The organism is Lactococcus protaetiae (genome assembly GCF_006965445.1).
Taxonomy (GTDB): Bacteria; Bacillota; Bacilli; order Lactobacillales; family Streptococcaceae; genus Lactococcus; species Lactococcus protaetiae.
This window is the reverse complement of sequence record NZ_CP041356.1, coordinates 2102450-2115331: the sequence shown is the minus strand read 5'-3', so window position 1 is coordinate 2115331 and position 12882 is coordinate 2102450. Positions and strand designations below refer to the sequence as shown.

Genomic DNA, 12882 nt, shown 5'->3' with positions numbered 1-12882 from the left:
TCATCAGGTGGTCAGCGATATTTTCAGTGCCAGCTATCAACTTTTGTCGTCTGAGGGAGATAAAAATCAACTGTTTCAAAAGCCTGTTCATGTGCAATATTATAATAAATTCCCACAGAGAAGCGATTCATCCGTTGGGCTGGATTTTGATTGACCAGAGCAAGATAATGTCCCACGACACCACCGTCAGCAGAATGCTCAAAACCAGAGCCATCCATCCCTTTAAAACTATAAGTGATTTTTCCGACGGTCACTTTCGCATCATCATATTGAATTTGCGCCGTAGTGTATCCCGCCTTAATGAGCGCATCGTAGCCTGTTTTTTCTGCGAGGTAACTGTTGGTCAAATCCTCGGCCAACTGCTTTGCCCCAGCTTTAGTGAACAGATAAGTTTGCCCATTTTCGGCAGCAATATTTTGCATTCCGGGATTGGGAATGTAATTATGCGCCTGTCTGAGCACTCCCTTTTCAGAAATACTATTGTTGTACAGACATTCTGTGCGTGCATCCTCAATTTCCTTTGAAACAGTACTTCTATAAAAATTTGCTTGTCCATTATTCGCCGCAGCATTTGCTGACAGGATAATCTGCGCAGCATCAGTCTCAACTAAAGCTGTCCAGTTACTGACAGACATCACTTCTGCAAATTTTGCCTGCAATTTTGTTCGTTCTTCTGATTTTGGCAATGCTGACAAGGTGTCAGCCATTTTGTCAGCACTGACAGGATTTTTTTCGTATTCTGTCAGTAAATTTTTTGCATTAGTCAGTAATTTTTGATCTAAAAGTCGTTTCTTTGCAGCTTGTTCTTGTTTTTCATGTAAGACTTTTAACTCTTGTTTTTTTATTTTATCCTGCTGAACCCTTAACTGCTGTTCCGCTTTAAAAGAGAACTTTCCAAGCGCCACAGCACAGGCAAAAACAAGGATAAAAAGTACAATTAACCAACGATATTTTCTCATCTTCATTTATTGATACTCTTTAAGAAGCTAAGACTTATTCAGTGAGAGTTTTGTAAAATATTTGTTCATTTTCTCTAGTCACTATCTTAGCTGCACTACGCTGTCTGTTTGATTGCCATTTGGCGTTTGCCTCTATTCTTGTCACTTTAGTGACCTAGAGATAGAGGACAAATGTTCATCGGCACTTTATAGGATAGACGTTGTTACTTTAGCACCTTACGGATATGCTAGTTATTACGCCTAGTTGGGGATAAAGCACGTACTTGCTTTGATAAAAAAACCACCCATCCCAAGAGATGGATGATTTAAAGCGCACATTTTGACTAATTGTGACGACGACGAATTTCAACACCAGCAAGGCTTAATGAAGAACTAAGTAAGACAGCACCCACAAAGAACAAACCAGCGTTTGAAGCTTCGCCAGTCTTAGGAAGACCAGCACTAGCAGCACCAGCGACAACTCCCTTAGAAGAACTTAAGAAATCAGCAGCCGTAGCAAGCGGTACACTAACTTTCTTCACATCTTTGGCAGCATAGCTAGCAGCAGGAGCAAATCCAGCAGGGTCTGAGAATCCAGTAGCCGCAGCAGCAAGACTTTGATAAGCAGCTGATATAGCAGCTGAGCCAGTCGCTTCAATTGCATTTTGGTTTGCAGAGAATGAAGCAATTTTAGCATTGTAGCTTGTCAAGAACGCATTTGCAGCAGCATAGGTTGCTTCAAGAGCAGCGATAGAGCCATTCAAAGAAGAAGCTTCAAGAGATTGTGCAACAGCAGTAACAGAGTTCAGTTGGTCGGTAGTAAGACCATATGAATCAGCATTGGTCATCAAATCTTCAGCCGCTTCACGTTGTTGAGAAGCACCAGTCAATGTATCAGCAAGGATAGCAAAGTCAGCAGCCTTTGAACCAACTTTTCCATCAACAGCTTTGGTTGCGTCGTTGTACAAGGCATCTCCAGCTTGTTCAGCAGCAAGTGAAGCTGCAGCGTAAGCAGCCGAGTTTGCCGCAACATAAGCTGCTTCAGCCGCTTTATTTGCCGCCTTTTGTGAAGCTGCAGTAGATGAAGCAGCAGCAATGGCTTTGTTTTCAGCAGCTACAAGACTTTGACCAGCTTTATAAGCACTAGATGCAGCAGAAACCATGCTTGCATTAGCGGAGTACGAAGGAGTCAATCCAGCCGCAGTAGCAGAGTTAACCAATTTTACAGCAGTAGAACCAGCTGCGATTGCTTTAGCCGCATCTTGTTGAGCAACAACGGCTGCACTAGAAGCAAGAATCATTGCAGCTTCAGCTTGGAGTGAAGCACCAGTAGTCGCGTCAGCATAAGCTTTAGCAGGATTAGAGGTTACGAGAGCATTGTCTGCGTCATTTTGGATTTTATTACCAATAGCAACCGCAGAGGCCGCAGCATTTACAGCAGCCGTTGAAGCCGCAGCTGCAGCGGATTGAGCAGCAGTATAACGTGCTTCGAGAGGAGCTGAGATGGCAGCAAATGAAGCAACATCAGCGGTATAAGTTGCCACTTCGTCTTCGCTCAAACCGTATGAAGCAGCATTGTTTACCAAATCTTGAGCAGCTAATTTTTGTTGAGAAGCACCGGTATTTGCATCAGCAATGATTGTTAAGTCAGCAGCTTTTGTCCCGATTTTACCATCAGTAGCTTTTGTTGCATCATTATAGATTTGGTTTCCGATAGCAGTTACCAAAGCCGCAGCGGCAGACGCAGTAGTTGCAGCTTTAGTCGCAGCACTTTCAGCAGTAGCATAAGAGGCAGCTAAGGCTTGACCAGTAGCATGAAGACTTGAAGCCGCAGCGATATAGCTAGAAGCAAGTTTTGCCGCAGAAGTTGTAGCGTTAGCTTCACTTGTAGCAACGGATACCGCACTAGCGATTGATTTATTCACCGCAGCATTTGCAGCGTTCAAACTTGCCGCACGAGCCGCAGCACTTTTTGCAGCAGAACTAGCAGCAGAAGCTTGGGCAGCGGCTTGGGCGGCAGCCTGAGCAGCGGCAGCTTGCTGAGCCGCAGCATTTGCAGTTGCTGTATTCGATGAGGTATTCGTAGCACTTGAAGTAGAAGCACTAGGAGTAGTGGCAGGTTTAGTCGTTGCAGTCGAAGTAGTGGTAGTCGTTGATGTGCTACTGCTACTTGATGAAGAGTCACTAGTTGCGCCAGCCACAACATCAGGTGTAGAAGCGTGTGCTGTGACTGTAGGAGCAGCAACAGCGACGCCAGCGAGTACGGTCAATGCCGTAGCAGCATAAAGCCAAGACTTACCAGATTTCCAAGTACGGAAATGGCTTTGACGAGTTGAATTTTCCATAAGGTTTAAGGTCTCCTTTTTTCATAAAAATATTGATTCAATTGTCATGTCAGACTTGTCCTAAAACATCTTGACATTAAATTGAGAAATATTCTCAGAATAGTTATATACCTTATTTGGAACAATGTCAAACATTTGCCTATTTTTTCACAAAGATAACAATATTAACAGTTGGAATACGTCAAAAAGGCTCTAAATTAAGCTTAAAGAATACATAGCTTTCTTTGAAGTGATTACTTCATCAGTGGGAGATTCTTTCTCTCCCACTGATGTTAGGGTACAATCTTATATCAAAGATATGAGGTCACACCTCCGCTTCGCTTCGTTATACATTCGCTCTATCTCCGCTTTGCTACGCTGTCCACACCACGGGTATCCATGCTCGCTACGGTGCTGAAGCGCCGAGTCGCAATGGTTCTCGCTAAGTGGCTAAAGCCACAAGGCGAGTCGAAAAGTGCTAAGATCCTAGGGCAGTAGAACGAAAGCAGAGATTTCCATTTCGCCTTATCGCTTTGCTTTTTGCTCTTACTGCTTTAGCAGTTAGCTTCGCATGACCATATTTGTCCGTTTGCTTAGGAACTAAAGCCCCAAGAGCAAAAAGCATTGGCTGTAAGGCACTAGGTGAAACAACTAGCATATCTCTTGCTGCTTTAGCGCCAACGGCTATCCTATAAAGTGCGGATGAACGTTTGTCCTCTATCTCTAGGTCACTAAAGTGACAAGAATAGAGGCAACGCCAACTGGCAATCAAACGGACGGCGGAGCAATGAAGTTGCGGAGACCATTCGTAGAACGGTGTGCGAAGCACGTAGCGAGTTGCGACTTTGACTAGACACGTCCGTGCCGTAGCGAGAATGGACAGCGCAGTCCAAAGGGCGGAGATAGCAGGCACTTGCTTGGTTAAAAAAGGCAACATTTATTCTTGACAAAAAAAAGTAAACAGACTATAATGATTAACGTCGTTAATAAATATCGCCATTAGAGAGGAGTGAAAAATGGATTATAATCAATTGGCTGAAAATTTCTTTAAAGCCCTAAAAAGTAAAGAGCAGGTGAAAATGTGGGGCCGAATGAATGGTTACACACAAGGAGAGCATCAAGTTCTATTTTATCTTTATAAAAATGCAGGGAAAGATATTTTGCCGAGTGATATTGCAAAATATACAGGAACAAGTACTGCGCGTGTTGCAACCATTTTGAACAACCTTGAAGAAAAAGGATTGGTTACGCGAGAAATCTCTCGTGAAGACCGTCGTAAGATTTTGGTAAGTATTACTGGCAAGGGACGTGACAAAGCAGATGCTTCACGTTGTCGATTTATCCAAAATATTGCGAGAATCTTTGAAGAAATGGGTGAAGAACGAACACAGAACTTCATCGAAAATTTCCAATTATTTATTGAAATTGGGATGAAGTATGCTCAAGAAGAAAAGGAGAAAAATAAATGACCGATGTAATGGAAAAAGATTACACAGTTGATATTCATGGTAAAAAATTCAGTAGAATTGCTATGGTTATCTTAATTTTTATCGGTACTTTCGGAGGGATGTTAATGCAAACATCACTCGGAACGGCTATCCCTACGTTGATGAAAGATTTTAGCATTTCAATGTCAACCGCTCAACAATCAACGACTTGGTTTTTGCTTGCAAATGGATTATGGTACCATTATCGGCTTATCTAGCTACAAAATTTCCAACACGCTGGCTTTATGTTGCGGCATATATCGTACTTTTTGGTGGAATGTTCTTATCTTATAGTGCTCCGACATCAAGCTGGTCAATTTTCCTTATAGGACGTATCCTTCAGGCTTGTGCCGTTGGTGTGACAATGCCATTAATGCAAGTTGCCTTAGTTAATATGTTTAACCCTAAACAAATGGGGCGGTCATGGGTGCAGGTGGTATCGTTATTATGCTTGCTCCAGCGATTGGACCAACTTATGCTGGATGGCTCATCGTCCATAAACTTAGTTTCTTTGGTTTGACATTTGCAGCGAGCTGGAGAACAATCTTCCTGATTCCAATGATTATCGTAGGGATTACAGCTGTACTATCAATATTTATTATGCGTGATGTCATTCCAAACCGTCCAATGAAACTTGATTTCATTTCAGTTGTCCTCTCAGTAATCGGTTTTGGTATTTTCCTTCTTGGATTTACCAATGTTGCTACTGATGGTTGGGGAGATTTCACAAATGTCATCTTGCCAATTGCTGCTGGGATTATCATCATTGGTATTTTCTCTTGGAAACAACTTCGAATGTCTGACCCATTCCTTGACCTTCGAGTGTTTAAAGTTAAACAGTTTACACTTACTGTTATTGCGGCTGCCTTAGTCACAATGGCAATGATGGGTGTTGAAATGATGTTGCCACTCTATATGCAAGAAGTGCACGGTTTATCAGCGCTTGATTCTGGTCTGGTCTTATTACCTGGTTCATTGATGATGGCTGTAGTTGCCCCTCTTGCAGGTGGAATTTATGATAAAATTGGTGCCAAACGTCTAGCACAAATTGGTTTCGCTATTTTGGCAATTGGTACCTTACCCTTCCTCTTCTTTACAGCCACAACACCAGATCATTTTGTAACTCTGCTTTATGGCTTACGTATGTTTGGTGTAGGGATGGTTATGATGCCTGTGATGACTTCAGCAATGAATGCCTTGCCTGTCCAAGAAGTAGCACAAGGGACAGCTTCAAATAATACGGCACGTCAAGTTGCTTCATCTGTCGTTGTCGCCCTACTTTCATCAGTTGCGCAAAATGTAATCACTAACCATATGCCAGCAGCACATCTTAAAGTGACAAATCCTCTTGCCTACGCAGATAAAGCAATTAATGCGATGCTAACAGGGTATCATGCGTCATTTGCAATTGGCTTTGCTTTTGCCATTATCGGTTTCATCGTTTCATTCTTCTTGCGTAGCGGAAAAGTGCTTGCAGGTGGAAGAACTGCAACAGAAGTAAAGACTGAAGAAATGAAAGGAGAAATGAAATAATGCTCATCTTTATAGCAATTATCGCATTTGCGGTTTTAACTTTCTACGGTTTCATGTTTCTTAAAAAGCGTACAGTACGATGGACAGTTGGTGGAATCTCAATTCTCCTTCTTGCAGCTTCTGTAGGACTTTTGACACTACATATCAAAGATAATTTTGGTATGAAAGAAGTAACAAATGTGACCAGCCATCAAATCTATACTGCAGGTGATAAAAATGCACCTTATGGTATGATGATTAAAGCTGAAATCGGTAAAAATACAAATAACTATGTCTTGATTTTCCGCAATGAAGCAAATCAAACAAAACCAGATACTAATTTCAAACCTGATGAAAAACATATTGTTGAAGCCGTTAAAAAAACAGCAACTTATAAATTAGCAGATATTGATACTGCCAAAGTAACAACCACGACAACACGTCGTAAATTTTCATCAAACTTCATGAAAATGATGTTTTCTCTTGGAGGAGAACAAAATGAGCTAGTCAAACAACATTCAGTTGTTTCTGTACCACGTGATACTTGGCTTGTTTTGACACAAGAACAAGTTGAAAAGTTGACAAAAGAAGCTCCAGCAATGCAAAAACAAATGGAAGCTGAATTAAAGGCAAATCCAGCTAAAGCAGTACAACTTGCAGAACTCCAAAAAACAAATCCACAAGAATATGCAAAATTACAAGTCCAACAAATCAAACAATTACTAGGAATTAAAGAATAGTCAAGTCTTTAATGTAGAATAACTTAATAGGTTAGTCTGTTATCAATTATGAAGTCAAGGCTATTCATTGGGAGCTGAAACTCCCAATGAATTTAGTCGGACGAAATTCAAAGCTTAGTGCTGCTTTATCTCCGACCTAAGAGGTCGGAGTATTAGCACGCACTTGTTTTGATAAAATTGAAAAAATACCAGCAATAATTGTTGGTGTTTTTTTACTACCGATGTAATAAAAAATATTTTTGGTCAAGAAGTAAACTAAAAATTTAGAAGGTTTTTTACTTTATTCATGTTATAATAGGGGAAAACTAATATTATTAATCCCGCTTTGAAGTAGAATGAAAGCAAAGCTTGCCATTTTGTCTTATCGCTTTGCCTTTAGCTCTTACTGCTTTAGCAGCTAGCTCCGCATGACCCCAGAACATTTGTCCTCTATCTCTAGGTCACTAAAGTGACAAGAATAGAGGCAACGCCAAATGGCAATCAAACGGACAGCGGAGCACGAAGTTGCGGAGACCGTTCGTAGAACGGCGTGCGAAGCACGTAGCGAGTTGCGACTTCGACTAGGTCGTTCGTGCCGTAGCGAGAATCGACAGCGCAGTGAAACGGAGATAGAGCGAATGGACAGCGTAGCGAAGCGGAAATAGTGCTGCTTATCTCGCCACCTTTAAGAGGTGGGGGAATTGCGATTGTGGCTAACCACTTTATAGGATATCCGTTGGCGCTAAAGTAGCAACGGATATGCTAGTTGTTGTACCTAGTGGCATAGCGAGCATCGACAAGGCGGAGATAGCACGCACTTATTAAGTTAAAATTATAGGAGGAATCATGGATAAGCTATCTGATGCAGAGCTTTATACTTGGGAATTTTTGGAGGAAAATGGTGCAAAAGTACAACTTTCCTCGATAACGCAAATAGCAGAGCTTGCGCACGTCAGTACAGCTACTGTGGTTCGAACATTAAAAAAACGTGGTTTTGAAGGTTATTCAGATTATAAAAATACATTGAAGCGCGGTAAAAATAATGAGAGAAATGAGAGAATAAAAGGACTTTCAGAAGAAGCGAGTGTATTTATTAATAAGAATATTGATGAAGTACAAAGGACGATTAACCTTTTAGATGCTGATGAACTTGCTAAGATTGTTTCCGCCATAAATGAGGCCCATAGTATTATGATAGTGGCACGTGGTCCATCAGCAAGTGTTGCAGATGATCTTACACATCGTCTTCAAACTTTGGGTAAAAATGCTGTAAGTCGTTATTATGATAATATGGTACTTTATGCTGAAAGTTTGACAGCAAATGACCTTGTTATCGCAGTAAGTAGTGCTGGTGAAACACAGATGATTATCTCAGCAGTTAAAAAAGCTAAGAAAAATGGAGTTAAGACCGTTCTTTTAACTTGTAATTATCAAAGTACTTTGACGACTTTGAGTGACTTTGTATTGCGCTCTTATAAATCTAAAATTGAGAAGAGTAGACTTCTTGGTGATGCTTCAAGTCGAATGCCATTGGAGCTTATTTGTCGTATATTGCTAGATTTAGTCGCCATTTATCAAGAAAAAGGTACGATTCGGGAATAATAGGTATCTCTTATATGATTCTATTTTTGAGAGATTGATTTCACGAATTAATCATGGCGAGAAAAACAAGTTAAGCTTGTAAAGATTTTCTAATCTTAATCATAGAATCTGAAAAGCTTTTTAGCTAAAAAAACGCTATAATAATAAGTAGTTGCAATGTATCTTCTTGTTCATAATATTAATAATGTGTGAGTTCTACAATGAAGTTAAGACTTATTCAGTGGGAGTTTCGACTCACCACTGAATTTAAGGTACAACCTCTAGGTGTAACAACTAAGCGACCTGTACGCAGCTAAAGCTGCAACAGTCTGCTTAACATCTTCGATATGAGGTCACACCTCCGCTTCGCTTCGTTATCCATTCGCTCTATCTACGCTTTGCTACGTTGTCGATTTCACTAACCGACTAAAGTCGGAAGTTCAAATCGCAATCGACTAAAGTCGCAAGGCGAAGTGGTCTTGTCCAAGAAGCCTAGGCGCTAAAAGCGCCAACGCCCTATGGCAGTCGGACGAAATTCAAGGCTTGCCATTTCGCCTTATCGCTTTAGCGATTTAGAGCGAATGGACAGCGTAGCGAAGCGGAGATAGTGCTGCTTTATCTCCGACCTAAGAGGTCGGAGTATTGCGACTAGCCACTTTATAGGATAGCCGTTTGCGCTTCAGCGCTGCTAGTTGTTACATCTAGTGGCGTAGCGAGCATCAACAGCATAGCCGTAAGGCGGAGATAGCACATACTTGTTTTGATAAAGTCTAATAGGATTTGTATAGTATTATATTCTGAACAGTTGACTTCTATATATCTTAAAGGAGAAAATAATGTCGAAAAAATTTGGTCGTGTTCATGTGATTGTCATGGATTCAGCTGGAATTGGTGAAGCACCTGATGCTAATCGATTTTTTAATCAAAAAACACCTGATACTGGTTCAAACACTATTGGCCATATTTCAGAACAAGTCGGACTTGAGGTGCCTAATTTCCAAAAACTTGGACTTGGAAATATAACGCCACTAAAAACAGTTGCACCAACAGACTCACCGAAAGGTTATACAACAAAACTTCAAGAGGTGAGTGAAGGAAAAGATACGATGACAGGGCACTGGGAAATCATGGGGCTTGATATTACAAATCCATTCCCTGTTTATCCAGAAGGCTATCCAGAAGAGCTTCTTGTAAAAATTGAAGAATTTTCAGGGCGTAAAGTCATTCGTGAAGCAAATAAACCATATTCAGGTACTGCAGTTATTGAAGATTTTGGACCACGTCAGATGGAAACAGGTGAGTTAATCATCTACACATCAGCTGACCCAGTGTTACAAATCGCTGCTCATGAAGATGTTATTCCGGTTGATGAATTGATGAAAATTTGTGAATATGTACGTTCAATCACACTTGTTGGTTCGCAATGGATGGTGGGACGGATTATTGCACGTCCTTATGTGGGAACTCCTGGACATTTTGAGCGGACGGCTAATCGTCGTGATTTTGCTTTGGCACCATTTGGGAAAACGGTATTGAATTATCTTGATGAAGCTGGATTTCCAGTGATTTCTGTGGGGAAAATTCACGATATTTACGATGGTCAAGGCATTAACAAAGATATGGGACATAACCTGAACGATATGGATGGTGTGGACCGTATGCTTAAAGCAATGGCTCTACCTGACTTCAACGAAGGTCTTCTTTTTGTAAACTTAGTTGATTTTGATGCAAAATATGGACACAGACGAAATCCAGAAGGATATCGTGATGCGATTCAAGATCTAGATGGACGCCTTCCAGAGATTATGGAAGCGATGCGTGAAGATGATCTCTTGATGATTACGGCTGACCACGGTAATGACCCTACTTTTGTCGGAACAGATCATACACGTGAATATATTCCACTTGTCACTTTCTCGAAATCATTTAAGACACCTAAACCATTGTCTATTGGTCATTTTGCTGATATTTCAGCAACAATTGCTGAGAATTTTGGTGTCCAAAAAGGTGAAATTGGTGAAAGTTTCTTAGACGAATTGGTCTAAAAGTCACTGATGAATTTCTGTCAGTTCTGACAGAACACCCAAATAATAAATAAAATGAAAAAAATATATTTCTTATGCACAGGCAACTCTTGTCGCAGCCAAATGGCAGAAGGGTTTGCAAAAAAGTATTTGACTGATGATTATGAAATTAAATCGGCTGGCGTTGAACAGCATGGTCTAAATCCACGCGCAGTACAGGTTATGGCAGAGAGTGGTTTGGATATTTCAGACCATACTTCAGATTTAATTGACCTTGGTTATTTTAACGCTTGTGATTTGATTATCACGCTTTGTGGAGATGCGCGTGATAAATGTCCAATGATTCCTCATGGAATAGTACATGAACATTGGGATTTACCAGATCCTGCACAAGCTCTTGGCACAGAAGAAGAAATTTTGAGTGTTTTTCGTCAAGTACGTGATGATATTGAACAACGTGTGAAAGGTTTGATGAAGTGAAAAAACAGTTTTGCCAATCCTGTGGAATGCCAATTAATGACTCTTCTTATAAGGGAACAGAGGCTGACGGTAGCTTTTCAGTAGATTATTGCATCTATTGTTATATGCAAGGACGCTTTATGCAACCTAATATCAGTTTTGATGAGATGGTCAAAATAGGACAAAAAGGTCTGGAAGCAAGCGCAATGCCTAAATTTCAAAAATGGATTTTCAAAAAGCTCTATCCAATGCAACTCAAAGGATTAAAACGCTGGAAAAAGTGATTTAAAATTTTTGTCAGTATACTGACAGAAATTTATGTCATAATTTACCAGAATTAAACAAACATTGTATCAGTAGTGGAGATTTTTCTCTGCTGATGCAGGTGCTGCTAACACTGACCATATAAGGTTTGTGGGAGAATGAGTTAGCGCTTATTAAATTAAAAAAATAAATGCTGACAACTTTTTCGTCAGTACTGACAGAAATAAGAATGTTCGGATTGTTTATCGGACGACATAGATTGAAGTAAGAAAAGGAAAAAAATTATGCCAACACCACATATTGAAGCTCAAAAAGGCGAAATCGCAGACAAAATCCTTTTACCAGGAGATCCACTTCGTGCGAAATTTATCGCTGAAAACTTCCTTGAAGATGCTGTGCAATTTAACCAAGTGCGTGGAATGCTCGGTTTTACAGGAACTTATAAAGGTCATCGCGTATCTGTCATGGGTACTGGAATGGGAATTCCATCCATCTCAATTTATGCTAATGAATTAATCACTGAATATGGTGTTAAAAAATTAATCCGTGTGGGAACTGCTGGGTCAATTAATGAAGATGTTCACATTCGTGACCTTGTCATCGGTCAAGCGGCTGCTACGACTTCAGCGATTGTTCGCAATGATTTTCCAGATTTTGATTTGCCACAAATTGCAGATTTTGACTTGCTTGATAAAGCCTATCATATCGCAAAAGATTTGGGAATTACGACTCATGTCGGAAATATCTTGAGTTCCGATTTATTTTATGGTGGTCCAGATGCAGTAAAAGTGGGTAAACTCGGTGTTAAAGCGGTCGAAATGGAAGCTGCGGGCTTATACTATCTTGGTGCAAAACATAAAGTTCAAACTTTAGGAATTATGACAATTTCTGACCATATTTTGACTGGGGAAGCAACAACTTCAGAAGAACGTCAATTGACTTTTACTGATATGATGAAAGTCGGTCTTGAAACATTGATTGCAGAATAAGTAAGATTTAATTCATCAACTTGAATAAAGTTGGTGTTTTTTATTATACAAGGAGAGCCCTTTTAAATACTGATTGAGTGTTTTTTTTGATAAAATAGAGAGAGGTAGAAGGGAAGCTTAGCATGAAATACGAAGAGTTTATCAGAGAAGCGCAACTAAATCCAAAGAAATTTCGCATGGCTTTTGCTTTCGAGAATGAATTTAATAATAAAATCGAAGACAAAGAAGCAGCAAATTTTAATGCCTACCTTGTATTAAAGGGCTGGAAGACGACAACGACAAGTTCTGTGCCAGATTTTGAAGCAATGCAACCCAAATTAGCTGTGGATGGAAAATATGATATTGTATTAGATGGTGAAGGTAAGCCAGTAGCAGCGATTCAATTTATCAAAATTGAGAAACTTAAATTTTCAGAGGTGCCAGAAGAATTTGCTAAGAAAGATGGAGAAAGTGACAGCCTTGAGCAGTGGCGACGGTTGATTCGTACGATGCTTGAAGAACGGGAGCAATATTTTCCTGAAATGGATATTATTTGCCTTGAATTTAAGAAAATATATCCAGAAAATTGATGGGAGTAAAGTTTTT

General features: G+C 40.2%; 10 protein-coding genes and 1 pseudogene. 9 read left to right on the top strand and 2 right to left on the bottom strand.

Annotated elements, in window-relative coordinates; all coding sequences use genetic code 11:
- Positions 1-23: 23 nt before the first annotated feature.
- Both FLP15_RS10060 and FLP15_RS10055 read right to left on the bottom strand, forming a co-directional pair.
- On the bottom strand, positions 24-965 hold the full coding sequence (locus FLP15_RS10060) for a hypothetical protein (protein WP_142767006.1): 942 nt from the start codon (positions 963-965) through the stop codon (positions 24-26).
- 317 nt (positions 966-1282) lie between these two features.
- Positions 1283-3283, bottom strand: coding sequence for a KxYKxGKxW signal peptide domain-containing protein (locus FLP15_RS10055; RefSeq protein ID WP_142767005.1), 2001 nt, complete (start codon positions 3281-3283; stop codon positions 1283-1285).
- Between the two features lie 995 nt (positions 3284-4278).
- Between FLP15_RS10055 and FLP15_RS10050 the strand changes: the two genes are divergently transcribed.
- The 9 genes and pseudogenes from FLP15_RS10050 to FLP15_RS10010 all read left to right on the top strand — a co-directional run bounded on the left by FLP15_RS10050 (position 4279) and on the right by FLP15_RS10010 (position 12866).
- The gene (locus FLP15_RS10050) at positions 4279-4731 is read left to right on the top strand and encodes a MarR family winged helix-turn-helix transcriptional regulator (RefSeq protein ID WP_142767004.1); all 453 of its coding nucleotides are present in this window, start codon (positions 4279-4281) and stop codon (positions 4729-4731) included.
- Positions 4728-6282, top strand: a pseudogene (locus FLP15_RS10045) (MDR family MFS transporter). The gene FLP15_RS10050 and the pseudogene FLP15_RS10045 overlap by 4 nt, the downstream one beginning before the upstream one ends.
- Positions 6282-7001, top strand: a complete 720-nt coding sequence (locus FLP15_RS10040; RefSeq protein ID WP_142767003.1) for a DUF4811 domain-containing protein — start codon at positions 6282-6284, stop codon at positions 6999-7001. Before FLP15_RS10045 ends, FLP15_RS10040 begins: the two are co-directional and overlap by 1 nt.
- An 825-nt stretch (positions 7002-7826) precedes the next feature.
- Positions 7827-8582: a MurR/RpiR family transcriptional regulator gene (locus FLP15_RS10035; RefSeq protein WP_142767002.1), complete on the top strand. Its 756-nt coding sequence runs from the start codon at positions 7827-7829 to the stop codon at positions 8580-8582.
- A gap of 815 nt (positions 8583-9397) precedes the next feature.
- Complete coding sequence (locus tag FLP15_RS10030) at positions 9398-10606, top strand: phosphopentomutase (RefSeq protein ID WP_142767001.1); 1209 nt, start codon at positions 9398-9400, stop codon at positions 10604-10606.
- Positions 10607-10660: 54 nt separating this feature from the next.
- Positions 10661-11065 carry an arsenate reductase (thioredoxin) gene (gene arsC / locus FLP15_RS10025; protein ID WP_142767000.1) on the top strand — a complete coding sequence of 135 codons (405 nt, stop codon included), beginning with the start codon at positions 10661-10663 and terminating at the stop codon, positions 11063-11065.
- Positions 11066-11091: 26 nt separating this feature from the next.
- On the top strand, positions 11092-11328 hold the full coding sequence (locus FLP15_RS10020; RefSeq protein WP_142766999.1) for a zinc ribbon domain-containing protein: 237 nt from the start codon (positions 11092-11094) through the stop codon (positions 11326-11328).
- Positions 11329-11592: 264 nt separating this feature from the next.
- Positions 11593-12297, top strand: a complete 705-nt coding sequence (gene deoD, locus FLP15_RS10015) for a purine-nucleoside phosphorylase (RefSeq protein WP_142766998.1) — start codon at positions 11593-11595, stop codon at positions 12295-12297.
- A 122-nt stretch (positions 12298-12419) separates the two neighbouring features.
- A complete protein-coding gene (locus tag FLP15_RS10010) occupies positions 12420-12866 on the top strand; it encodes an ASCH domain-containing protein (RefSeq protein WP_142766997.1) in 447 nt (148 codons plus the stop codon).
- The last annotated feature ends 16 nt before the right edge of the window (positions 12867-12882 follow it).

Excerpts from the sequence above, each read along its gene's own strand:
- FLP15_RS10060 (WP_142767006.1), bottom strand. The coding sequence starts at position 965 with ATGAAGATGAGAAAATATCGTTGGTTAATTGTACTTTTTATCCTTGTT.
- FLP15_RS10055 (WP_142767005.1), bottom strand. The coding sequence starts at position 3,283 with ATGGAAAATTCAACTCGTCAAAGCCATTTCCGTACTTGGAAATCTGGT.
- FLP15_RS10050 (WP_142767004.1), top strand. The coding sequence starts at position 4,279 with ATGGATTATAATCAATTGGCTGAAAATTTCTTTAAAGCCCTAAAAAGT.
- FLP15_RS10040 (WP_142767003.1), top strand. The coding sequence starts at position 6,282 with ATGCTCATCTTTATAGCAATTATCGCATTTGCGGTTTTAACTTTCTAC.
- FLP15_RS10035 (WP_142767002.1), top strand. The coding sequence starts at position 7,827 with ATGGATAAGCTATCTGATGCAGAGCTTTATACTTGGGAATTTTTGGAG.
- FLP15_RS10030 (WP_142767001.1), top strand. The coding sequence starts at position 9,398 with ATGTCGAAAAAATTTGGTCGTGTTCATGTGATTGTCATGGATTCAGCT.
- arsC (WP_142767000.1), top strand. The coding sequence starts at position 10,661 with ATGAAAAAAATATATTTCTTATGCACAGGCAACTCTTGTCGCAGCCAA.
- FLP15_RS10020 (WP_142766999.1), top strand. The coding sequence starts at position 11,092 with ATGCCAATTAATGACTCTTCTTATAAGGGAACAGAGGCTGACGGTAGC.
- deoD (WP_142766998.1), top strand. The coding sequence starts at position 11,593 with ATGCCAACACCACATATTGAAGCTCAAAAAGGCGAAATCGCAGACAAA.
- FLP15_RS10010 (WP_142766997.1), top strand. The coding sequence starts at position 12,420 with ATGAAATACGAAGAGTTTATCAGAGAAGCGCAACTAAATCCAAAGAAA.